The sequence below is a fragment of the Pyrolobus fumarii 1A genome (genome assembly GCF_000223395.1).
In the GTDB taxonomy this organism is placed as follows: domain Archaea; phylum Thermoproteota; class Thermoprotei_A; order Sulfolobales; family Pyrodictiaceae; genus Pyrolobus; species Pyrolobus fumarii.
The window spans coordinates 673,472-696,292 of the sequence record NC_015931.1; the positions used below are offsets into that span (position 1 = coordinate 673,472).

Here is a 22,821-nt window from a genome sequence, read left to right on the forward strand (position 1 = left end):
GGCTGATGACGTACTTTTCAGCCGACGCGTGAGGACCGCTTGCCGCGCTGACCCGCCTTTCCAAAGATCCTCGCTATCCTAGCGTAGAACGGCTGTAGGAACTCTGGCGTGACGCCAGTCCTCTCGACAAACACACGCCATATTGGCGTCTTGACCGGCTTCTCCGGGATTATACCTTGTGGCCTAAAGAACAGTATGAGCACCAGTATGACGCCTACCAGCATGTTGGCTACAAGACCCTGAATACCCTGTGCAATGTCGAGGGGCAGGCCCATACCCTGGAGTATGTACGACACTAGCACTTGCGACGCGTTGTAGAAGAAGTCGAACGCGATGACGCCGATAACCGCGCCTATATTGTTGCCGACGCCGCCGAGCAGCAGCATAGCTATCCAGAGGAAGGTGAAGTCTATCCTGTAGTAGTCTGGGTGTATGCTACCGACATACACTAGCACGTAGAGTACGCCGCCTAGAGCCGCCCAGACGCTAGAGAGCATTATGACCGTTAGCCTCGTGCGCGCCGCGTCTTTGCCCATGGCCTCTGCGGCAGCCTCATCGTCGCGTATCGCGCGGAGCATACGCCCGAACGGCGTGTTTAGCAGCCTTTCAGCCAGGAGTATGGATAGTAGCGCAGCTACACCTACTACTGCGAGCCTGGCGTAGCCAGCATAGTCGCCGAAGATAGTTGTGAAGGCACCGGTTTGTATCAGTATGCCGAAGGTGCCACCCATTAGCAGTGGGAAGTACGTGTATAACATCCATAGCAGGAAGCTAGTCATCAACAGTACTATTGCGAGGTAGTCTTCACGCAGACGGACTATTGGGTAGGATACTATCAGCGCGAATATGGCACCAAGGGCTACAGCCGCTAGCAACGAGAGTCCAAGCAACAGGAAGTAGTACTGCGGGTACATCTGGAATAGTGGAACGACATGCTGCGTGATCATCAATACGTAATAGTAGTCGCCGGGTGCACGACCCTGCCTCAGTATCTCCTCTATCGCCTTGGCGTGCTCCGCCGCCTCGGGCGGGACACCAGGCTGGTTTGCGAGACCAGCCAGCATCGGCACGATGATATAGTTTAGGACGAGGGCTGCTGCGAGACCCCCCATAGAGACGAACGCCACTTTACCGAAGTTTGGTATGCCAGTCCAGCCATACTCTAGGTTCAGCGACAACACTATGATAGTGAAAACTGCTACCTCGATCCAGAAGGCGACGCTAGTGAATATCGACAACACCTGCCACAACACTTCCAGCATTACCGGCCCGCCCTCCACCCACCGTCAAAACTAGCATTATAAGCCTGCACGCTCATAGCGCCACCTCTTCCAAGCCTCTTCTAGCCTAAACCACAACCTCTGCAGGTGCGGCGAGAGACCCTCCGGCATCACCATTAGCGACACTATAACGACAACTAGTGGCACCATGTATCCAAGGCCAACGTCGACTGGCAACCCCAGGCTCTTCAATGTCGGGATGAGTATCTCGCTAACCGGGTAGTACGCCAGAGATATTATGTACGCTGCTATCATCGCGCTGAACACGCTACCGAGACCACCTAGAGTCACGGATGCGAAGACGAACGCTAGCAACAACCAGCCAGACTCCATGGGGTGTGTTGCCGGTGCAGTCCAGGTGTACCATAGCACGCCGCCTAGTCCAGCCAAACCACCGCCTAGGAACCAAGCTATCAACTCGACGAGTGTAGTGTTGATGCCACTAGCCTCGGCTAGATCCGGGTTGTCTGCCACGGCACGCAGTGATACACCAATCATCGTGTACATGAAGAACAGCACCAGTAGTGATATGACCACGCCACCAACTATCCACGGCAACACGTCATTAAGCGATAGTGCAACACCACCGATATTCACGATCGTAGGACCTACACCCGCAACAATAATTCCTGTGCCAATGCTCAACACATACCATATGTAGAACGCGTGGCGCAGAACCAGCTCTACACCAATGCTCGCGACCATCAACTGGAGAGGGTTGGCACCACGCATCCTTAGAGGACGGAACACGAGCATTAGAGCTGCTACAGCCACTAGCCCTGCAAAAATAAACGCGAACGCCAGCCTGGCTAGCGTCATCAATCCATCGAATCCGCTCAGGCTAGGCTGTAGAGTCTCGGGAGCTACCCTCCCGTACGCTAGTAGCGTGAGCAGGAGGTATGCCACTATTCCTGCGACAGCAAAATCGCCGTGCGCGAAGTTAGCGACCCTGCTGACAGAGTATGTTATCGACAATCCCGCTGCCATTAGGGCTAGGGCAGTGCCAAATATTAGCGCGTCTATCACGGAACCCATCAAGTCAACCAATGCCACCATAAGCACTTGTCCCGTGGCGATTGGTGCGAGGATGAGCTGCGGGAAAAACCTTCGGGTGTGAATAATTGTGTTAGAAATAGAAGCTGGCTACGTTAACCCTTTACCAGCTCCTCGATCATGTTTGCTAGCTGCTTCACCTCGGGGCCGTAGTCTGGCTTGTCTGGCGTGTAGCCTAGCAGCTTGACAGTGCCGCCAAGCGCCTCGAAGTTCTCCTTGAATGCTAGTGCGATGCCCTCACCGTATGGGTCCTTACGGTATATCACGACAACCTTCTTGACACCCTCCTCATTGACCAGCTTGGCTAGTGCCTTACCCTGGCCGCGGTCGTTGCCAACCACTCTGAACACGTAGTCGTCCTTGGCTAGTGCTGGGCTGGTGCTGCTCGGGCTGATCGTTATCACCTTATGCTCGTTGACATAGTCGATGATGCCGCTGAGGGCGGCGCTGCTCGCAGTACCGATGATGAGCTTAGCGCCGTACTGCTCGACTAGTACCCTAGCGCCCTGTAGGGCCTGCTGTGGCTTGGTGCCGGTGTCCTGGACGACAGGCTTGAAGGTGAATGGAGCGCCTAGCTCCTTGAGGATCTCGTTGACCTGCTCAATGGCGTAGAGTGCGGCCTTGATCATGTTCTGGCCTTCTACTGCTAGACCGCCGCTCTGTGGTAGTAGGATACCAATCACAATCTCGCCCTTGAGGTTAGTGTTCTTGATCCACTCGGCGATGTACTCCTTGATGTTGTCAGGAGTTATCTTGCACATGTCGAGGCTTGGCTTGTACTGGTCGATGGGCACTATCTTGTCCTCGGCTGCGACATAGATGTACTTGTCGACGAACTTGCACTCGCCACCGCTGCACTCATAGGTCCAGATGCTGTAGTCCTGGTACTCTAGGTCACCGGTCTTCGGGTCTAGCGCCTTCCAGCCGCTCATGCCACAATACTCCTTGGATACCTCGAGTAGTGCCTGCTTGACGGCGTCGGCGTCGGTAGTGCCAGCCTTTATTATCGCTAGCATGCCGAGCATTGCAGCGTCGTAAGCGTATGGCACGAAGCCCTCAACGGTGATACCCTTCTCCTCCAGCTTGCCCTTTAGCTCCTCAAGGTACTTCGTCTTTGGCATGTAGGGGAAGGTGCCAGTGAGCTTCACCTTGTTGAGGAAGTTGCGTACCACCTCTGGGGCCTTCGCGGTGAGGGCCTCGCTGCGGATGCTCTCGCTGCTGAACCATCTCACCTTGCTCAGTATGGGTGTCTGTGCAGCATGCTGTATGATGTTGGTACCGTCGCTCTCGAATGCGACTATCAACACTGCCGTATCCTTGTAGACCTCGGGAGCGGCTGTGGCCGTGGCGGTTGGTGTGCTGGTCTCAACCGGTGTCGTCACGGTAGTGGTTGCCTGTTGACCACCCTGGTTGGCCATTAGGAGGGCTGCGGCAGCAATGACGATTATTATTATGACGAGGCCTACAAGAGCGCCCTTGGAGAGGGCCCTGTACATTTTCTCCCACCCCTAACCCACTGCGTCTATGGGGGGCCGCTACTCCCCCACCTATAAACTGCTCGTTCAATTTTAACTGATTAATTACTCGCTTAACCTGTACACGCGGTTAGACGAAATACGGCGTAAGACTCGAGGTCACAACAAGCCTATCTCCTTGGCAACCTCGAGCGCTAACCCTCCCCCACCGTACCTTGCCCAGACTGCGCAGGTGCCCTCGCTGCTGACCATGCAGGGGCCGTAGGGGTTGGCGGGCGTGCATCCGCGCAGGAAGTGTGGACAATCCGTCGGCTTGGCCAGCCCAAGTGTAACCTCTGCGCACCTACAGCCTGGTGGCAGGTCGTAACTGAAGCGCTCGGGGGTCAGCTCTGGGATACCATATTGCCTAAGCGCATCGTACTCCGCGTATTTGTCGCGGAAGGCTAGGCCGCTCTTCGGGACGAACCCTAGACCCCTCCAGGCTGCATCAACAACCTCGCAGCACTCGTTTATCGCTCTCTGTGCCGCCGTGTTCCCCTCCCATGTGACTGCCCTCGTGTACTCGTTGACCAGCTTCGCCTCGCCAGCTACAAGCTGCCGGAGTATCTCGAGTATAGCCAGGAGGACGTCGATCGGTTCGAACCCCGCGACTACCGTCGGTATGCCGTACTCTTCGGGCACAAACTTCCAGGCTTTCGCCCCAGTTATTGTCGAGACGTGGCCCGGCGCTATGACGCCACGGATGGGTATACGCTTCTTGTGTACCTCGAAAACATGCCTCATTATCGGGGGCGTCAACCTATGCACGTTGATAAACGTGAGGTTCCTTGGGGCCATCCTCCGGGCGACAGCCGATGCTGTAGCTGGCGCTGTTGTCTCGAAACCCACGGCCAGGAAGACACTCTCCTTGCCAGTCTCTCGCGCACGTTTAACCGCATCCACGACACTATAGACCACCTCTATGCTGCCGCCAGCTGCCCTAGCCTCGGCTAGGCTCCGTGGCTTACCGGAGCCTCGGTGAGCCGAACCTGGTAGCTTGTAGGCGTCGCCATAGGTGTACACGGTTATTCCATCAAGGGCGAGCTTGATAGCCACGTCAATGTAGTACGCTGGTGTGATGCACACGGGGCACCCAGGTCCCGCTACGAGCTCGACGTTGCTGGGCATGAGGCTACGTAGGCCGAAGTGAGTTATTGTCCACTCGTGTGTACCGCAAAAGTCCATTATCTTTACCGGCTCGTCGCCGAGCCTAGCCCTCAGCTTCTCTGCTAGTCTGTGTATCTTCGCCACTATGTCCTTAGCGATGGGGTTGGTACGGTACAACTCGACTATCCTGCGTAGCACTTGGTCACGCGTCTCTGTGGTATAGGCGCCGGGCTCGCGATAGTCGCTAGCCAAACGCTAACGCCCCCTTGGTAACGCTCAGCTGATTGTGTATAACCTTGGCTCTAGGTGCTAGCTCGGCTGTACCGGTTGGCAGCCGACACCCGGAATACCTCCCAGCGCCGTGGGTGCAGTACGGGGAGCAAGAGGGTCTTGAGCCGCGTTATACGCCTTGTGGTGTACGGTGCTGGCGATGCGTGCACACAGATGGCTATAGACGAGGCTATGGCGATATACGCTGGGTTTACTGGCGAGGGGCTCGCGAGGCTCTACTGGTTCGACCCGCCCTCTGTGACGCTCGGCTACTTCCAGCGTCTAGAGGAGGCAGTGGACCTCGAGGAGGCCAAGAGGCTGGGCGTCAACGTTGTTAGGAGGTTGAGTGGCGGGGGGAGCGTCTACCATGACCCTAAAGGCGAGGTGACGTACTCTATAGCCGTGCCGGAGGAGTGGCTTAGGGGCGTCGATGTGGCCGAGAGCTTCAAGTTGCTGGCAGGGTGGCTCGTCGAGGCACTAGAGAGGCTCGGATTCAACCCCACCTTCTCTGGGCTCAACGATATCCTCGTTAACGGTAGGAAGGTGTCTGGGAGCGCCCAGGCAAGGCGCTATGGTGCTGTGCTGCAACACGGCACGGTAATGTATGATACTGATCTGGAGGTGCTGGCTAGGGTTCTTCGCGTACCTCGCGGGAAGGGTAGAGACATACGCGTGAGGGTAACAACACTATCGTTAACCGCTGGGCGCAAAGTGACACGCGACGAGGTTGTAGAGGCGCTGCTGGAGTCCGCCCCAGGGTACTTCAGCAGGATGCTGCACGCCCGTGTCGAGATACATGATAGTTTACCTCGCCACGTCTACGAGCTTACGGAGGCCGTGAGGTGGAGGTATTGCAGCAGAGAGTGGCTCACGAGGAGGTAAGAGAGTGTAGAGTGAAACGCCCAGAAGGCAAGCTTGTCGCCGGCAAAATCGTCCTACACGACTGCAAGATAGCTGAACTTGAGCTCTGGGGAGAGTTCTTCGCCGACCCACAGCTAGACGAGCTACTAGACACACTCAAAGGCCTCGACGCGGACACTGCACTACAAAAAGCCAGAGAAATCCTAGATACTATCTTCGCCGAGCCCAAGAACGACATCATGGAATGCATAGAGAGGCTCTTAGAGGCCTGCCGAAGACAGTAGGGTCAGCACCTTGCCCCATCTTCACAGCCAACAGGGGCTCAGAGCCGGGGTGCGTGGAGGTGCCTCTTCACTCCCAATACACGACCAAAAAAGACCCAACCAGCTTAAGCTTTGAGCAGCATAGCATCACCGTGTCACCTCCACGTACCAACGGTTCCTCCTCACATCCCAATACTTCAATGGCAGAGGGAACCTCGCACCCTCAAACACAAGAGAACATGCCTCCTTGCTCATGTATGCGCCTTAATATACGAACAGCTTGCCAAGAGCCTGGCAACACGGTATAAGCGATTGACTCGCACACCACTACTCCATTGCTGAGTGCATAAGCTGATGCAAATAGATGCAGAAGCGGTGCTTGTTCCTTACTAACAACAACCATTATAGGTGCAACATCGTATAACCCCCATACATTGTGCCTTCCAAGTATAAATCCTTTGGAGAGAGAATCGTAGATGTTACCCAGTTTCTTTGACGCCCTTTTTATAGCGTCAATAAATTCGCGAGGTGTATCCTCTGGCAGGGCAAGCTTCAATTGATTAGGGTTAGTCACATCAGCTCGATATAACCACGGCTCTCTGTCAATAGCTGTCATCAATGCTAAGGCTATGGTGTCCGGTGTTCGCGGCGGTATCAACATACCACCGCGGCCTATGCTGTAGGCTTTCTTCCAACCACTACCACTCCATTCATCAACGAGTTTCCTTATCTCATTATTACTGAGTTTATGGGGATATTGCGGCATCTCACCTTCGACAAAGGGACATGAATAAATCGGGACAACATCACACACCTCTTTTCTAACTAACCCAGGTAGTGTTACTTCTCTACTCATCACTTCGTCGACAATTCTTTCCGGAACCAGTAGGTTGATAACACCCCTGATTACGCCTCCTATGTCCTGTAGTAAATTCTTTACATTTGTAACAAATTCGCCATAAGGAATGCGATTCGTGTACCACGTTCTATCAATACTTACTTCTACGTGTTTGTTGAAGAAGAGAGTTACCATCTTTAAACCTAGCCACTCAACGCTCTTTATGTGACCTGCAGGTAGCCTAGCTTCCCTTATGCGTTGCAAGTTCCTCCTTACAGCACGTTCATGTGCGCCATACTTCCTGCTAAGCTTATTGAGTTCAGAACGAAAATCATAACATGATAACAACCAGGATAGCCTCAACATACCAGCTAATTGCTCTAGTTGAACGCCTCCAGCCAGCAACATCAGTCTGTCACCAACCTCCTCATACTCTAACGACCACGCACGGGGTGAGAGATATGCGCATGGTGGCTAAACTACTACGTCTGTTAGCTAACCCGCTAGCTACCAAGCTGGCAACTCTTGCAATACTACTTGGGATCTCTGTTGCAACCCGCGGTGTAATACAGGCACTGGACAACGACGGCATCGAAGATCCATGGTCAGTGTACTGAGATGGCGCAACTAAAAAGAGCTATGACTGCAGAAGAACTTTTTTCAATACTCTTTGACACTACCTTGTCTTTTCATCATCTTCACATCTATTCCTCAGCCATCCCTCTTATCGCGATAAACATCGATTACACCATGTGACACCCCATATCGTACTATTCGACTATTTCTTGACCTCTTGCCCTACTCACTAACTTTTTCGAATAAACACCCCTGCAACACATGACTTATCATTCGCGTTTTATATTCCACAAGTTCTCATTAACCCCATATCTCACAGAATGGGGCCGTTGACGAGCTACGCCTTCGCTGAAGATTTAGTGATGAGCACCGGCTGCTGGCGGAGGCCTCATATAAAGCCCCTGCTGCTGAGCCGGATGGTGGGGATAGAGATGCCGGTCACGGACCCCGTGAAGGTTGCGATAGTCCGTAAGCGTGTCTTGGAGAAGCTTGTGTGCAGGAAGTGTGGTGCTCTTAACCCGCCGGGCGCGACCAAGTGCCGCAGGTGTAAAAGCAAGAACCTTAGGCCCAAGCACGCCGAGCGTGGTATGAAGAAGTGATGTGTCCTTCCGCCCCGGTTGTTATTTCCGCTCGCTGTTGTTCTGGTTGTCCGGGTGGACGTCTCCTTTAAGCGGCTTGGCTTGTTACCCGCGTATCCTCTGGGGTTTGCAATAGAATGCTGCTCGGGATGCTGCGCGGAGGAGCGGTTATCGCTGTCCTATTGCTTCTCGGGTTGGCAGTGCACGCTGTCTCTGCGGCTGTCCAGCCGCCTACCGTGGTGATACATAGCGATGGCGTTGTTGAGGTTACGCTTCGCGTGCACGTGGAGGCTGGGGTCACCGAGGTTGCTCTCCCGGTGGAGCCCATACCCGAGACTATAATCGTGAATATGAGTGGGCGGCTCGTGCCACCCGTCTACACGAATGGAACACTTTACGTATTTTCGAGTAGCGACGGCGATGCCGTGATAAGCTATGTGGCTAACGTCACTGAGTCACTAGCGGGCCTTTCTTTCCGTCTCCGAGCCCCAGCGCTTCTAGTCGTTGAGCCTGGCATAGTTCTGTTGACGTTGCCCGACGCGGCTGATGTCAAAATCTCTGATAGCAAGCTTGTCATGTTCGTCGTCAACGATACTGTTATCGAGTATAGGGTTGCAGGCTCGAGTGTAGCTGGTACGACGCTGGAGACGCACAGCACCTCGAACATGGAGGCCGGGATTACCCGCCAGCAGGTCGGCACTACCACCACGTCTTCTATCTCCACGTCTTCCTCTCCAGGAGTGATAGGGTTGACTGGAGTCACACCCTGGGTTATAGTGGTGCTTGTCGCCGTCTTGGTTGGTGTGGGCGTTTACTCCTTGACGCGTAGACGCCGAGAGGCTACTCCCGAGCAGCAACCAGTGCTCGTCGAGGGCTTGGACGATGTTGATCGTATGATAGTTGAGAAGTTGAGGGAAGCTGGTGGCTCGATGCTTCAATCTGAGCTTCAGAGAGCCCTCGGTCTGCCGAAGTCGACGCTTTGGAGGCGGGTACAGCGACTACGTAAAATGGGGATTGTAGAGGTGCGTAAGGACCCGCATGGCCGCAACCTTGTGGTTCTCCGGGTGAAGAGGTGACGCTCGTTTCACGGCCGTGGAACGGGGTGGAACGGGGGTCCCTCAAACGGGGAGGAGACCCGGGGGTAACAGTGGAGGTGGAGGATATGGTATCGACTAGGGCTGTGCTTGTTGCGGCTGCGCTCCTGGCTGCCCTACTCGTGACTGTCGCTGCACCTATGCTGGAGGCGAGTAGCGTTGACGAGAGAGCGAAGCTCGAAGCGAAGGCTAGGGCTGCCCAGCTACTGCTAGAGAGGCTGTCCGAGTCGGTGAAGCTACCTGACGAGCTGCGAGATAAGATAGATGCTATACTTGCCGTTAACGTGTCAGAGGCTAACACCACTACGCTGGAGTGGATTGTCTCAGAAGCGCATAGGGTGTTCACAGAGGTACGCCAGTTGCTCAACACTACTGGCGAAGAGGCGGGCGTCGTCCTCGAGAGGTTGAAGACTGTTGTACTGGAGAGGCTCGAGATGATCTCAGAGAGGCTGGGCATTAGAATACCAGACGACGTGAAGGCTAGGATCGTCAAGGCGAGTAGCCTAGAGGAGCTTTTCGAGGCTACAACCGAGGCTCATGAAGAGATACTGGAGGCTGCTGCCGAACACGCGCTTAATGCGACTGTAGAGGTGCTTGAGGGCACTCGTGTAGAGGAGAAGGCGCTGAGAGCAACGTACCGTGTCGTTAGCAAGGCTGTTGCGGTGCTCGAGAGAGTGTATAAGCTGTTAGAGGAGCGTGGCGCGTCACCTGAGGCGATCGAGGCTGTTCGTACCGCTCTACAACACCTCATCAAGGCTAAGGAGGCTCTCGCCAATGTAACTATCAATGCGACTGGCGGGGCGCTCAACGAGACTAGACTCGCTGAGAGAATACTAGAGGAGATAGGCGAGCTGCGCGACGAGCTTCACGAGCTTAAGGATAGGTACCCGAATGTGACAGCCATAGATAGGCTACTTGAGAGGCTGGATAGGCTCGAGAAGAGCGTGTTAGAGAAGGGTGTGACTGCTGCAACACTAGCCGAGCTCAGAGAGATCAAGGTTAAGGTGAAGCTGCTGGAGAGGACGCTTGACCGGATAGACGAGCTTAGAGAGGAGATTAGCGAGCTTCGAGCAAAGATTGAGGAGCTTCGAGCAAAGCTGAACGCAACCGATGCTCCGGAGAGGTACCGCGCTAGGATACAACAACTACTCGATCATGCCGAGCATCTCCTAATGAAAGCTGAGGATGAGCTAGAGCGAGGTGCCGTACTTGCCGCTGCCGAGCTTATAGGCAGGGCGAGAGAGGCGTTGAAGCTCGCTGAGAAGCTTCTTGAGAAGGTAGAGAGGATTAGTGAGGAGCTGGACGAGCTGCGCAAAGAGCTTGAGGAGCTACAGGCTAAGCTTCAGGATATACGTGCTAAGCTGGAGCAGGTTATAGACGAGGTGCCCGAGCGTGTTGCCAAGATGCTTGAAAGAATGCTATCCAAGGCGGAATCTATGCTCGGCGACGCCCAGAGGCTTATCGAGGAGGGTAAGGCCGTTGAGGCTAAGAAGCTGTTAGCGGCTGCTCATAGGCTAGTAGATCGCCTAGAGGATGCTCTCGACCACGCCCTCAACCATATAGAGCATCACAAGGAACATCATGAGGAGCACCACAAGGAGCACGACTAACAACACTCTTAGAATCTCGAGACGAGCTTGCTTCCCGTGTCTCTCGCGCCTAGCCAGTTTTTAATAGCCTAAGCCGAGACCCACATTCCAACATTACTCCGTTTGTCACTATCATGTTCTAATTGTCACACGCCCCGTATAAATTGGGGGACCTGGAGGAAGCGTTGCCGGTGACCCCGCGTGGCCAAGAAGGCTGTCTGCCCAATATGCGGTGGCGATGTTGAACTACCCGATAACGTAATGGATGGCGAGATCGTGGAGCACGACTGTGGGGCAATGCTAGTCGTGAGGATCCGGGATGGCAATGTTGTTCTAGAGCAGTTGGAGCGCGTTGAGGAGGACTGGGGAGAGTAGAGGCTATGCGCATAGCAATCGTTTATGACCATCCGCGTGTTGAGGAGAAGAGGTTAGCTGAGGAAGCGAGGAAGCTTGGTCACGAACCTGTCCTCTTTAATATTGACTCGTTGCTCTTTCGCCTTGATAGCCTGGAGCGCATTCTAGGCGATGTTGATGTAGTACTTCAGAGGGCGGTGAGTTACTTCAAGGCTCTCGAGTCTACAAGGATACTCGAGGCTGCCGGCTACACTGTCATCAACAATAGTTTAGTGCAGCTTAACTGCGGCGACAAACTATTGACAACGATCTTGCTTGCTAAGCATGGTGTGCCAACACCGCGTGCATACGCTGCTTTTTCGCGTGACACTGCTGTGCGGGCTGCAGAGGAGCTTGGATACCCCGTTGTTGTCAAGCCCGTCATTGGTAGTTGGGGTAGGCTTGTGGCTAGGGCTGATTCCAGGGAGAGTCTAGAGGCTGTGATAGAGCATAGAGAGGTTCTCGGCCCGGCTTACTACAAGGTTCATTATGTGCAAGAGTATGTGCGCAAGCCTCTACGTGACATACGCGTATTCGTGATTGGTGATGAGGTTCCCGTGGCGATATACAGGGTTAACGAGCGTCATTGGAAGACTAACACGGCACTAGGCGCCAAGGCCGAGCCTGCGCCAGTGACCCCCGAGTTACGTGAGTTAGCGCTTCGCGCGGCCAAGGCTGTGGGTGGCGGTGTGCTTGGTATAGATGTGTTTGAAGACCCGGAGAGAGGCCTCCTCGTGAACGAGATTAACGCGAACTCGGACTTCAAGAACACTGAGAGGGTGACCGGGTTTAACATGGCTAGGGCTATCGTCGAGTATGCAGTGTCGGTCGCGAAGAGGTGAATGGAATGGATAGGGTAGAGGTGCTTCTGGATGAGGCTAGGCGTGGCGCTATAGAGGGTGACGCTCGCCGCGCATGTGAAGCGGCATTAAGGCTGGTTGACGTTGTGCTCCGCGAGGGGCCTAGGGTTGCACAGGAGTCTGGGCGTGGGATTGAACCCGGTGATGTACTACTAGCTGAGGCTCTGAGCTTGAGAGCAGAGCAGGTGAAGGAGGAGCCCAAGGCGGACGAGTGTCTGGAGCTCGCAGAGGCTGCATTCCGCCTCTATAAGCGGCTCCAGGGGATGGAGTAGAGTTCGCAGTGTGTTGCCCGTTTTAGCCTCTGCCTTACTTTCTACTCGCGTGAGGCGAGTGTCCCTTGACACGTTGCTGGCGCGAGCTGAGAAACGACCTCGAGATGATACCCGAGATCGTCGAGAAGCAGATCGAGGAGACGATAGTGCCGGAGGGTCTTGGCGAGCAACGACTTGTGTTCATTGGCAGCGGTGATTCTTTCGCGGCCGCACTTGTAGCCGAGCATGCCGGCATAGGCGTCGCACGCGATCCTCTTGATGTGCTAGTGGCTGGCGTTGATGGGCCTGGCGACGCTATACTCCTAAGCGTTGGTGGGCGCTCAAAACGAGTTGTTGACGCGGCTCGTTTCCTGTCTTCACGTGGCTTTCGTATCATAGCGGTCACGGGTAACGAGAGGAGTCCTCTCGCACGCACAGCACACGTTACCGTGAAGCTCGTCTATTCTGACCTCGCCTGTGGCATGGGCGCCGCACGCCATGTCGCTATGCTTGCAGCGCTCTCCGCATTGTTCAACGCTAGACCTCGTATACCCGAGAAGCTTGTTGAGGAGCCCCTGCCTTTCGACCCTCAGGCTGTGTACGCGGGTGTGGGCGTTGGTGTAGCCTCTGCCCTGTTCATGGTGTTGAAGATCTGCGAGTTGCTCGCAGACTGCGCCACCTGGTGGCATCTAGAGCAGTTCGCACACGCACCTGTCTATGGCACGAGAAGCAATATACTCGTCGTGTATCCCGATCCTCGTTGTGAGAGGAGCACGCTAGAGGAGTATCTCTCGGCCTTCCGGGAGGCCGGGTTTGAGGTCACCACTGTACCCGTGTTGAACGACCCTTGGTCTACAGCTATTCTCCACGCTACGCTGGCCATCTCCAGTGCTGCAGAGACCGCCTTCAGTCGCGGCATTGAGGAGCCGGGATATCGTGCACATCCCGCGCTTAGCAGGCTAACCAGGCTGATCTACCTAGAGGAGTAGAACCTCTCGAGGACCGGTATGTAGTGGTCTAGAGGCTTCCCGTCATGGTGTATCGCGAGGCCTATTCCTGCTCTCCTCGCGCCTTCCACGTTGGGCTCATAATCATCTATGAATGCTGTTTTCGCTGGGTCCGCGCGAAGGAGTTGCATCGCCGCCTCGTATATCTTTGTGTGTGGCTTGCAAAAGCCGACAATATCGCTCGTAACCACCGTATCCACGAGGTGGGCTAGATCGTCACGCTCTAGAAGTAGACGTACGCATTCGTAGCACCAGTTGTTCGAGACTATGCCGACCAGTATCCCGTTTCTCTTGGCCCATCTTAGCAGCTCGTATGTACCCGGTGCTACGTATACGCCAGACAGCACAGCTGATTGCAATACCCTTGCTAATGCCTCTGCCCTTGAGGGGGTCGGCGTCAAGCCGTGTTCTGCGAGGAGCACGGCAGCCGCATACACTATACTTTGTTGCACGGAGACATCCAGCCTCCACGTGTCCATTACACGCCTCACGCTATCCGGCGTCGCGTCGGCCCCTAGGGCACGTAGATGTCTGGCAGCAGTCTCGTAGAGAGTCTCCTCGTACCACTCATTTGTGAGGTAAATGACGCCACCTAAATCCAGCAGGAGTGTAGGGTTACGCGGCAAGGCGCCTCCTCATGTATTCGAGGAGGCCGCCCGTTGCCAGAATTTCAGCTACAACACCCCGGAAGGGCGGGAAACGGTACGTCAACACCCTACCATCCTTCTTGATGAGCTTCGCTACACCCTCGTCAAGGTTTATCTCTATCTCGTCGCCCTCCTCGGCCGCCTCCACGAGCTCTGGGAGCACTATAACGGGGAGCCCGTTGTTAATCGCGTTACGGTAGAATATTCTCGAGAAGCTCTTCGCTATGATGGCCTTGACGCCTGCAGCCTTGAGAGCTATCGCGGCTTGCTCCCTGCTACTACCCATACCAAAGTTCCTACCCGCGACCAGCACTACACCCTTGGACGCCTTCTTGGGGAACTCCGGATCCAGAGGCTCCATAGCATGCTCGGCAAGCTTCTCCGGCTCAGTATATACCAGGTAGCGGGCAGGGATAATCACGTCGGTGTCGATGTCATCGCCGTACTTGAGCACAGGGCCCTTCACGACACCCAGCTTCAAGAGAGGTTCACCACACGTCTGGCCTCGCTATCCCAGGCTATAATCCAGCTGTCTACTCGGCCAGCTTCACCCACACACTCTTCAACTCCATTATCCTTGTAGCGCAATCTATCCTTCTGGGTAGCACAGCGTTAAGCCCATAGTGCCAAGGCGCCACAATGATGCCCTCCGGCACATTCTCGTCGGGTATCAGCCGGAGGCGTATGGCCCCTCTCTCCGTCTCGAGCCTAGCGTGACCGGCGCCAGCCTCCTTAGGGTTGACTCGTGCGTATAGCTCGCCGCTCACATCTAGCATCGCGTTTGTACAGTAGCTCACCGGGTCTCTTGCAGTCACGAGCACCTTCCTATCACCATCGGGCACGACCGGCTCGACCGGCGGGTATAGACGGACGCGTATCCTCGAGACACGCCTGGGCAGGAGGTACTCGCCTCTCTCCGCAACCGCCTTGGAGAAGCCACGGTAGCGTGGGACGAGCCTCTCTATCTCCGGGTGAACCTCTCGCGGATTACTCCACGGTATCTTCTCGCCTACACCCAGGCGCTCAGCCAGACTCTTGATTATCACTAGGTCGGGTTTAGACTCGGCGGGCGGCTCTCTAACCGCGCTACTCCACTGTACACGACCTTCCGTGTTGGTCGCAGAGCCCTCCTTCTCACCCCACGCTGCCGCTGGCAACACAACATCCGCCAACTCTGCAGTCTCGCTACGAACCACATCAACCACGATGAGCGCGTCTAGCTTTGATAGCTGCTCCACGCCACTCGGGTGCGAAGCACCACTATTCTCGGCGAATATGACCATTGCTCTAACGCGGCGCCCAGCCTCCTCGAGCATCATTGTCTCGGGTAGGCCGCTGGACTCGGGGAGCTTCACACCCCAAGCTTCTTCGAATATCTTGCGCACCTCTGGGTCATCCACACGTTGGTAGCCAGGGAGGAACTCTGGCAACACACCCATGTCGTTAACGCCCTGGACGTTAGCTTGGCCGCGCACCCCTCCGACCACACACCCTCTTCTCCAAAGCCAGCCTCGTAACGCTGCTATCGTGACAGCCCAGCTGATAGCTGGGCGAGGCTCTACGTGTTGCGTTAGCCCCATACCCCAGAGCACACTGCCCCTCTCGACGTCAAGAAGCCTGGCAGCTTCCTCTACGAGAGCCGGGTCGCTCCCAGCAGCCCTGGCCGTGGCCTCGGGGTCTATCTCGGCTAGCGACGCTAGCACCTCATCCAAGTTCTCTATGTTCTCCTTCGCTTCCGGCGCGATACCCCGATCCGCAAGCACTCTTGCAAGCGCGGCGAGCAGTAACGAGTCACCACGCGGGTAGACACGTAGCCATACGTGCGCTGCTCTCGCTGTTTCACTCCTCCACACGTCAACCGCTACAAGCTTCGCCCCTCTCCTAACCGCGCCTAGGACATAGCGTGCGAAGAGGACCGGAGCGGTTACCGCCCCGTTCCAACCGACTACTAGGATAGCCTGGCTATCCAGCATCTCTGAGAGCGGCGCCGTGAGACCACCAAACCCGAGTGTCTCTACGAGTACCGACAGGGTGGGGAAGTGGCAGAGCCGAGAGCATGTATCTACGTGGGGACTGCCTAGCATCCGTGCAAGCTTTTGGAGCGCGAAAGCCTCCTCGTTGAACAGTTTAGACCCGCCTATGAAGCCTACCGCATCCCACCCGCCATGAGCGGCTACAACGTCGCGTAACAGCTTCGCGGCTTTTTCTAGCGCCTCGCTCCACGATGCCTCACGTAGCTCGGAGCCTACCCTGACAAGCGGCCTTCGCAGCCGCCTCTTGCTCTCCAGGTAGCCACTTGCTATGGAGCGCCCGCGTGCGCATAGCATCCCACCAGATACTCCATTCGCTCCCACCGCGTTGCTATCAACGAGTTTCAGTTTGCACCCTACACCACAGTAAGGACAGACGATGCTAGCCTCCAAATCGCTAGCCCCGGCGGCCCTCCCCGTGAACGGGTTATGAGGCTCGCCTTCACCCGTACCTGACTCGTGTGGCTCGTGTATAGGCGGGCCGCATAAACCGGGTTTACCCGGCCGCGTTAACAAACACTGGGCGAAATAGTTGCCCAAGGTTGATGCCGGCTGGCTCCTAGTGCCCATAGAGGAGTTGATGAGAAGCAGCATAGAGAGGCTCTCCTGGAGTGTCGAGTGTAGGTGCATTCTCGTTGACGAGCCTTTCACAACAATAGTTGAGGAGTCTGGAGAGCGTATCCCCGTAGCCGTAGGCTCTGGTAGTATACTCTGCCCTCCCGAGTGCAAACCGCCACTGAGGCACGTCGAGCTTGCCGTTCCAGCATGGGCTAGGGGCGTGGTGATAGAGGGGGACGAGTGCCCCGCAACCGGCGACGTTAACGTTCTCGGCATGCTCTCGGACTTGACTGGTGTCACGCTGGTCGACGCGAGCGTGGATAGGGTGCTTGAGGAGGGTGGTGTGGCCGCGAAACCCTCTAGCCTCGATCTAGAGCCTCTGGGAGAGTCATGCGGTGTAGCCGAGCCTATGCTGCCGACACACCCTCTAGCAGCTCCCCTGGCTGACAACCCACGCCTATGTGTAGACGAGGTGGTCGCGCCCGTAAGGGGCGGTAGGTGGTGGGGCGGCGCCCCGCTAGCTAGACTCGGCAGAGTGATCCTCGCCTATCGCTATGGCGTTGTGAGGGGGTGGAGGCCCGAGGCCCTACTCTTAACCGCGAGACCCTCTCGGGATGCACGCAGACTTATTCTCAGCTATGCGCTTGGAGTGTTACATGCTTGTGGACGACGGGAGTAGCGGGGCTTGCTTAAAAGGGGCGTTAGTCTAGGCGCGTTGACGGGTGGCGCATAGTCTTGCAGACCATGCGCGACAAGTACTGTGAGGAGACGAGGGGTAAGAAACTCGACCTTAACCTAGGCGAGGGCTACGAGGTTGAAGTTGAGTGCGACTGGTATAACAAGCTGATTCGTAGGAGGGAGCTAGACCTGCTCATAAAACACATTGGAAAGCCTACACCCTCGCGTCTCCAGCTGCGCCAGGCCGTAGCCAACGCCCTCAACGTTGACCTCAAGCGCGTGTACGTCAGGAGTATTCAGACCGAGTACGGTTGGGGCGTGACACACGCCGAGGTGCACATCTACGACGATCCGGAGAGGGCTAGGAGTTTCGAGCCGAAGCACATCAGGATTAGGAACGCCACGCCAGAGGAGCTAGAGGAGATGCAGAAGAGGGGCGAGCTAGAGTAAGCGGTGGGGTGAGCAGTCGTGGCGGGGAAGGAGCTCAAGCTCTACATCCACAAGCTCTACGAGTACAGCTACGAGAAGTTCGAGAAGGGAGAGAGGCCCTTCATCAAACCAAAGAACAAGAAGTGCCCGCGTTGCGGCAGCTTCATGGCCTATCACAAGTGGCCTGTACCTAGATGGCACTGTGGCAAGTGCGGCCACACCGAGTTCATCAAGGAGAAGAAGTAAGACCCTCGCCCCATGGGTGCTTTTATGCTAAAGCCTTGGGAGCTAATTGGGATCAAACCTAGTGTTTACATTTCCGGCCTTTGCTATTCCATCCTTCGCCTTGAGCCTTGGAGCACTTGCAGCGTAGGCTGCGTGTACTGCTATGCTACATGGTATCGCGGCCCCCATGGTAAACCCAAGCCGCAGCCAGCTATACTCAGACTATTCACCAAAATTGCTAAGAGACTGTCAAGATCGAAGCTGCTGCTGCCCTTCTTCCGCCTAGCGACACTCACAGAACCCCTCCAGCAGCAGGAGAGCGACATGCTACTCTCTTACCGTATACTCTCAACAGCCCTGAGACACGATGTACCCATAATCCTCAACACGAAGTTACCATCAAGACTACTCCGCGACCCTTGGCTTAGCTTGATAGGCGAGATGGCAGACCGTAGCCTTATACTCGTCCAGGTTAGTGCCGCGCTACCCGACGAGCAGGCTAGGCTGCTTGAACCCAATGCCGAAGACCCGAACCAAAGACTAGAGGCTATACGAGAGCTTACAAGACACGGTGTACCAACGGCTATACGTGTACAGCCATTGATACCAGGGCTGGAGAGGCACCATGAGCACATACTCGTCGAGGCTCTCTCCAGAGGCGCGCGTATGGCGATAGGCGAGTCTATTCGCCTATCACCCCGTGAGGCCGCGATACTCGAGAACCTCCTCGGGATAACCACTGAGGGCTGGGAGCCTTACGAGCTACACCATGTACCCGGTCGTACGGGGCTTCGGCATCCACCTCTAGGGTGGAGACAAGGTATCCACACACGACTCTCGGGTGTAGCCGACGGCCTCGGAGCAACATATAGTACATGCAAAGAGGGGTTCACCATGCACAGCATACCTGGAGACTGTTGCGACGCTAGCCTCGTGTTCCCTTGGGCTGCATTGCGCCCAACCTTGCACGAGGCTAGGCTCTTCCACCAAGAGCGAGGCCGCTGGCCTAGCATAGAAGAGCTGTGCGAATACGCAAGGAGCCTCGACGAACGTTACGTATGCGGTAGCATACTTAACACGTATCCTCAGCCTGTGGCAAGAGCATTTCGCGTACACGAGAAGAGGCTCTCAAGGATACTTGCAGGGCTAGCACGCGGCGACAAGAGCTACTACAAACTACTTGCAGACACACACTAACCGCCTCGGGAGTTATTCTACCTAGTGTACAGTCTCCAATTTACCGGGAACCGCCTGAGATAGTCGACGTCTCTCGCGTATAGGAGTCGTATATCGTTGATACCCAGTAGGGCCATTGCAAGCCTCTCAACACCCATTCCCCATGCCGCTACTGGCGCATCCACACCAAACGCCTCTAGTATCTCGGGGCGTATCATGCCAGAGCCCGCTACCTCTATCCATTGTCCACCTATCCTGACATACACCTCAGCCGAGGGTTCTGTGAAGGGGAAGTATGCTGGCTTAAACTTCACATCACGTATCCCTATCCTCTCGAATATCTCCTTGAGCAGCCCGAGTAGCCCGCGGAAGCTCATCCCCTCCTCAACAGCTATGCCATCTAGCTGGTGGAACTCTGGAAGGTGACGAGCATCCACGACATCTGGGCGATATACGCGACTCAACACAAAGGCACGGAATGGCGGCTTGGGGCGTAACGCCAAGAGTCTAGCCGATACCGCAGTCGTATGGCTGCGAAGCACAAGACGCGAAGCAATATCCCTACTCCACTTGTACCCCCATCCTTTCTCATGCATTCTACGCACCGCTTCTACGAGCTGCTCGTGCGGCAGGTCGCCAGCAGCCGGCTTCTCAACACGGAATGTATCGTGGATCTCGCGCGCCGGGTGGTCCTGCGCCTGATAGAGTGCATCGAAGTTCCAGAATTCTAGCTCTACTAGAGGCCCCTCGTACTCGACGAAGCCCATCTCTCTCATAACATCCCTGAGCATCTCGAGGAACTCTACATAGAAGTGTAGACGGCCCGGGTAGCGGCGAGGAGGCTCGGCCTTCAAGTTGTAACGGCGTAGACGCACCTTCCTCCAAGCACCGCTCTCGATAAGCTCGCGTGTAAGGGCACCAACCTCCACCACAGCCTCGCGGAGAACCTCGTCGAGGGGCCTAGTAGGCTCTAGTATCGCGACTCTCTTCTTCTCACATACAATCTGTTTTCTCCTAGCCAACTCTTTCGCTACACTCTCCAAGCCTGGTGGTATCCTGCCGCTCCTAGCAACCTCCTCGAGCACCCTTCGCTCATCAACAGCCTCGCCTCTCGCCAGGAGCTTGACACGGCCAGCTTCGATACGCACCCATCCTCTCCTAGCGGCATTACCTATCGCGGGGCCATAGAGCGAGCCTAGTTCACGCCTAACCTCTTCTATAGCCGCTTCTCCTCCTCTCTCCTCAAGGAGCTTTACGAGCCTCTCTTCGGGCAGTCCCTTATCGAGGCTCTCCCGACCCTCGTCTGTAAGCCTACACTCGAGGAACTCCTCCTCAACAAGCTTGAACACACCCTTCTCCACAAGGAGTCTAGAGAGGGCCTCGACGCGGCTCCTATCCATGCCTATTCGCTCGGCGAGCTCCGCTGTGGTCATCCTCCAGCCGCTCACGAGCCCTTTAGACACTAGAGTCTCGAGTAGCTCCCGCTCACCAGGCGATAATGTGACCGGCAATGATTACTCCCAACGTCAAGCCAAACGAACCCAGTATAAGGAAGCTTACTGGCCGCACCTGGATCCTAACGTGTTTCGTTATACAGCCTTGTTCTCTTCTGCTAGTTTCCGCGCCACCTCTATCGCACGATGTATCAACTGATACGCTTGGGGTGCAACGTGCGACGGGAGTATTAGCAGTGTATCCGTGTAGCACGAGACGACTTGCGTTATGTTGACCCCGTTTACCGCTAGCAGGGTCGCTATGTAGGCTATGAACCCGGGTGTGGTGAGTATCTCGGGCGGGCTTACAAGCACTATAGCAGTTTGTCCACTCAGCTCCTCCAGTATCTCGCTTGCAGCACCGCGTATATCCCCAGCATGCTCCTCATCGACTATTATGGTGAAGGATGCCACACCTTGCAGCACATGGAAGAGTCTAGCCTCAACTAGCAACCGCGAGATTAGCGGCTCTATACGCGTAAACGCAGACTTTGGTATCGTGAACACCACTACGCCTTCGCGTAGCTCTGCCCTCGTTCCTGCAAGAACCCTAAGTAGCTGCTCACAAGTCAAGCCATAGCATATATCGCTGCTAGAGTTCCTCCAGCGTATCAATCTCATCTTTACCGCCGAGTCGCTCGGGACGCGGACGCCCATCCTACCAGCTATGCTGGCAACCAGCCTCGCAGCGGCCGAGTAGTTCACCACACCTTGCAACACGCACCGTGCCACACAGGGATCTATCACTTGCAGGAGCCCCTCGACACCATCGCTTGCCACGCAACTACACCGTTACATTTGGAACGAGAGACTGCTATATAGCCTGCACTACGGCTAGTCGCAACTTCGGGGTTCCGCTCTGTGAGGGTCGTCGTCGCGTACTCTGGGGGTTTGGATACATCCGCGATAGTCGCAATGCTTGCACGAGAAGGGCACGAGGTGATAACGGTCACAGTCGATGTTGGCCAAGAGGAGGAGTTGAAAGGAGTCGAAGAGAGGGCCTACAAGCTTGGAGCAACCAAGCACTATACTATAGACGCCAAGAGAGAGTTCGTCGAGAACTATGCATGGCCTGCGGTTAAGGCTAACGCGTTGTATGAGGGTAAGTACCCTCTGGGCACTGCACTTGCACGCCCCCTAATTGCCAAGATTGTCGCCGAGATAGCTAAGCGTGAAGGAGCGGACGCTGTTGCCCACGGGTGCACCTCCAAGGGTAATGACCAGGTGCGTTTCGATCTCAGCCTTCAGGCTTACGCACCAGACATCAAGATAATCGCACCGGTACGCGAGAAGAGCCTCACTAGAGAGAAGGCCCTCCAGTTGCTACGGGATGCGGGGGTCGAGCCCCCGAAGGCTCACAAGAAGTACAGTATTGACGAGAACCTCTGGAGTAGGAGCATTGAAGGCAGCGAGCTTGACGACCCCCGCGTCGAGCCGCCGGAAGAGGCGTTCGCGTGGACCGTCGATCCTAGGAAGGCGCCGAACGAGCCTCTCTACGTAGAGATCGAGTTCGAGAAGGGTATCCCGATTAGAGTGAACGGCGAGAAAATGGACCCTGTGAAACTAGTCCAGACGCTCAATGTAATGCTGGGCTCGCACGGCTATGGTAGGATAGACCATATTGAGAGCCGCGTGGTTGGCTTCAAGTCTAGGGAGGTTTACGAGGCACCCGCTGCACTAGCATTGATAGAGGCTCACCGCGACCTAGAGAAGCTTGTACTGACTCCGCGCGAGCTGCGCTTCAAGAGGCTCGCAGACGATACTTGGACCGATCTCGTCTATCAGGGTCTCTGGATAGAGCCTCTACGTGAGGAGCTACAGAGGTTCATAGATGAGGTCAACCGCTGGGTGACGGGCTCTGTCAAGCTCAAGGTGTACAAGGGTAGCCTCTGGGTAGTTGGTAGGTGGAGCCCCTACGCGGCTTACAGCGAGGAGCTAGTCGATTACAACAAGGGATGGTACCCGAGCGACGAGGAAGCTCGCGGCTTCATACGCCTGTGGGGCCTCCACTCGCTCACCGCATGGCACGCGAGGAGGATGTCGCATTGAGC

General features: G+C 55.7%; 24 protein-coding genes. 14 read left to right on the plus strand and 10 right to left on the minus strand.

Annotation, left to right across the window (positions count from 1 at the left end; genetic code table 11):
- Window positions 1-17: 17 nt before the first annotated feature.
- The 4 genes from PYRFU_RS03585 to hypD all read right to left on the minus strand — a co-directional run bounded on the left by PYRFU_RS03585 (window position 18) and on the right by hypD (window position 5,206).
- Window positions 18-1,280: a branched-chain amino acid ABC transporter permease gene (locus PYRFU_RS03585; protein ID WP_048191507.1), complete on the minus strand. Its 1,263-nt coding sequence runs from the start codon at window positions 1,278-1,280 to the stop codon at window positions 18-20.
- Between the two features lie 18 nt (window positions 1,281-1,298).
- On the minus strand, window positions 1,299-2,336 hold the full coding sequence (locus tag PYRFU_RS03590; RefSeq protein ID WP_014026274.1) for a branched-chain amino acid ABC transporter permease: 1,038 nt from the start codon (window positions 2,334-2,336) through the stop codon (window positions 1,299-1,301).
- Between the two features lie 92 nt (window positions 2,337-2,428).
- Window positions 2,429-3,829 carry an ABC transporter substrate-binding protein gene (locus PYRFU_RS09870; protein ID WP_014026275.1) on the minus strand — a complete coding sequence of 467 codons (1,401 nt, stop codon included), beginning with the start codon at window positions 3,827-3,829 and terminating at the stop codon, window positions 2,429-2,431.
- 138 nt (window positions 3,830-3,967) lie between these two features.
- A complete protein-coding gene (gene hypD, locus PYRFU_RS03605; protein ID WP_014026276.1) occupies window positions 3,968-5,206 on the minus strand; it encodes a hydrogenase formation protein HypD in 1,239 nt (412 codons plus the stop codon).
- Window positions 5,207-5,344: 138 nt separating this feature from the next.
- Here hypD and PYRFU_RS03610 point away from each other — a divergent pair, with 138 nt between their 5' ends.
- On the plus strand, window positions 5,345-6,106 hold the full coding sequence (locus tag PYRFU_RS03610) for a lipoate--protein ligase family protein (protein ID WP_014026277.1): 762 nt from the start codon (window positions 5,345-5,347) through the stop codon (window positions 6,104-6,106).
- On the plus strand, window positions 6,076-6,369 hold the full coding sequence (locus PYRFU_RS03615; RefSeq protein WP_014026278.1) for a hypothetical protein: 294 nt from the start codon (window positions 6,076-6,078) through the stop codon (window positions 6,367-6,369). Before PYRFU_RS03610 ends, PYRFU_RS03615 begins: the two co-directional genes overlap by 31 nt.
- A gap of 202 nt (window positions 6,370-6,571) precedes the next feature.
- On the opposite strand, the gene PYRFU_RS03620 is transcribed toward PYRFU_RS03615, so the two are convergent.
- Complete coding sequence (locus tag PYRFU_RS03620; RefSeq protein WP_048191511.1) at window positions 6,572-7,594, minus strand: hypothetical protein; 1,023 nt, start codon at window positions 7,592-7,594, stop codon at window positions 6,572-6,574.
- A gap of 599 nt (window positions 7,595-8,193) precedes the next feature.
- On the opposite strand from PYRFU_RS03620, the gene PYRFU_RS03625 reads away from it, so the two are divergent.
- From PYRFU_RS03625 to PYRFU_RS03655, 7 genes are all read left to right on the plus strand, one after another.
- Window positions 8,194-8,361 (plus strand): 50S ribosomal protein L40e, encoded by a 168-nt coding sequence (locus PYRFU_RS03625; protein ID WP_048192357.1) that lies wholly within the window; start codon window positions 8,194-8,196, stop codon window positions 8,359-8,361.
- 116 nt (window positions 8,362-8,477) lie between these two features.
- On the plus strand, window positions 8,478-9,416 hold the full coding sequence (locus PYRFU_RS03630; RefSeq protein WP_014026283.1) for a helix-turn-helix transcriptional regulator: 939 nt from the start codon (window positions 8,478-8,480) through the stop codon (window positions 9,414-9,416).
- A 71-nt stretch (window positions 9,417-9,487) separates the two neighbouring features.
- Entirely contained in the window at window positions 9,488-11,044 is a 1,557-nt protein-coding gene (locus PYRFU_RS03635) for a hypothetical protein (protein WP_048191513.1), read from the plus strand.
- A 180-nt stretch (window positions 11,045-11,224) separates the two neighbouring features.
- Window positions 11,225-11,398: an alpha-aminoadipate/glutamate carrier protein LysW gene (gene lysW/argW / locus PYRFU_RS03640; protein WP_014026285.1), complete on the plus strand. Its 174-nt coding sequence runs from the start codon at window positions 11,225-11,227 to the stop codon at window positions 11,396-11,398.
- A 5-nt stretch (window positions 11,399-11,403) separates the two neighbouring features.
- Window positions 11,404-12,258 carry a lysine biosynthesis protein LysX gene (gene lysX / locus PYRFU_RS03645; RefSeq protein ID WP_014026286.1) on the plus strand — a complete coding sequence of 285 codons (855 nt, stop codon included), beginning with the start codon at window positions 11,404-11,406 and terminating at the stop codon, window positions 12,256-12,258.
- Window positions 12,259-12,263: 5 nt separating this feature from the next.
- Complete coding sequence (locus PYRFU_RS03650) at window positions 12,264-12,548, plus strand: hypothetical protein (protein ID WP_014026287.1); 285 nt, start codon at window positions 12,264-12,266, stop codon at window positions 12,546-12,548.
- A 65-nt stretch (window positions 12,549-12,613) separates the two neighbouring features.
- A complete protein-coding gene (locus PYRFU_RS03655; RefSeq protein WP_014026288.1) occupies window positions 12,614-13,516 on the plus strand; it encodes an SIS domain-containing protein in 903 nt (300 codons plus the stop codon).
- On the opposite strand, the gene PYRFU_RS09875 is transcribed toward PYRFU_RS03655, so the two are convergent.
- From PYRFU_RS09875 to PYRFU_RS03670, 3 genes are read right to left on the minus strand one after another with little or no spacing between them, the layout of a single operon-like run.
- A complete protein-coding gene (locus PYRFU_RS09875) occupies window positions 13,501-14,160 on the minus strand; it encodes an HAD family hydrolase (RefSeq protein WP_014026289.1) in 660 nt (219 codons plus the stop codon). The two genes, PYRFU_RS03655 and PYRFU_RS09875, sit on opposite strands and share 16 nt — an antisense overlap.
- A complete protein-coding gene (locus PYRFU_RS03665) occupies window positions 14,150-14,662 on the minus strand; it encodes a 3-isopropylmalate dehydratase small subunit (RefSeq protein WP_014026290.1) in 513 nt (170 codons plus the stop codon). Before PYRFU_RS03665 ends, PYRFU_RS09875 begins: the two co-directional genes overlap by 11 nt.
- A 52-nt stretch (window positions 14,663-14,714) precedes the next feature.
- Window positions 14,715-16,604, minus strand: a complete 1,890-nt coding sequence (locus PYRFU_RS03670; protein ID WP_052296926.1) for a molybdopterin oxidoreductase family protein — start codon at window positions 16,602-16,604, stop codon at window positions 14,715-14,717.
- 139 nt (window positions 16,605-16,743) lie between these two features.
- On the opposite strand from PYRFU_RS03670, the gene PYRFU_RS10420 reads away from it, so the two are divergent.
- From PYRFU_RS10420 to PYRFU_RS03690, 4 genes are all read left to right on the plus strand, one after another.
- A complete protein-coding gene (locus PYRFU_RS10420) occupies window positions 16,744-17,448 on the plus strand; it encodes a hypothetical protein (protein WP_014026292.1) in 705 nt (234 codons plus the stop codon).
- A 65-nt stretch (window positions 17,449-17,513) separates the two neighbouring features.
- Window positions 17,514-17,897: a 30S ribosomal protein S24e gene (locus PYRFU_RS03680; RefSeq protein WP_048192364.1), complete on the plus strand. Its 384-nt coding sequence runs from the start codon at window positions 17,514-17,516 to the stop codon at window positions 17,895-17,897.
- 18 nt (window positions 17,898-17,915) lie between these two features.
- A complete protein-coding gene (locus PYRFU_RS03685) occupies window positions 17,916-18,122 on the plus strand; it encodes a 30S ribosomal protein S27ae (protein ID WP_014026294.1) in 207 nt (68 codons plus the stop codon).
- A 24-nt stretch (window positions 18,123-18,146) separates the two neighbouring features.
- Window positions 18,147-19,298, plus strand: a complete 1,152-nt coding sequence (locus tag PYRFU_RS03690; protein ID WP_167827825.1) for a radical SAM family protein — start codon at window positions 18,147-18,149, stop codon at window positions 19,296-19,298.
- 17 nt (window positions 19,299-19,315) lie between these two features.
- On the opposite strand, the gene pheS is transcribed toward PYRFU_RS03690, so the two are convergent.
- Complete coding sequence (pheS, locus tag PYRFU_RS03695; RefSeq protein ID WP_014026296.1) at window positions 19,316-20,788, minus strand: phenylalanine--tRNA ligase subunit alpha; 1,473 nt, start codon at window positions 20,786-20,788, stop codon at window positions 19,316-19,318.
- A 78-nt stretch (window positions 20,789-20,866) separates the two neighbouring features.
- Window positions 20,867-21,550 (minus strand): ACT domain-containing protein, encoded by a 684-nt coding sequence (locus PYRFU_RS03700; RefSeq protein ID WP_014026297.1) that lies wholly within the window; start codon window positions 21,548-21,550, stop codon window positions 20,867-20,869.
- Window positions 21,551-21,631: 81 nt separating this feature from the next.
- Between PYRFU_RS03700 and PYRFU_RS03705 the strand changes: the two genes are divergently transcribed.
- Window positions 21,632-22,819 (plus strand): argininosuccinate synthase, encoded by a 1,188-nt coding sequence (locus PYRFU_RS03705; protein ID WP_014026298.1) that lies wholly within the window; start codon window positions 21,632-21,634, stop codon window positions 22,817-22,819.
- Window positions 22,820-22,821 lie beyond the last annotated feature (2 nt).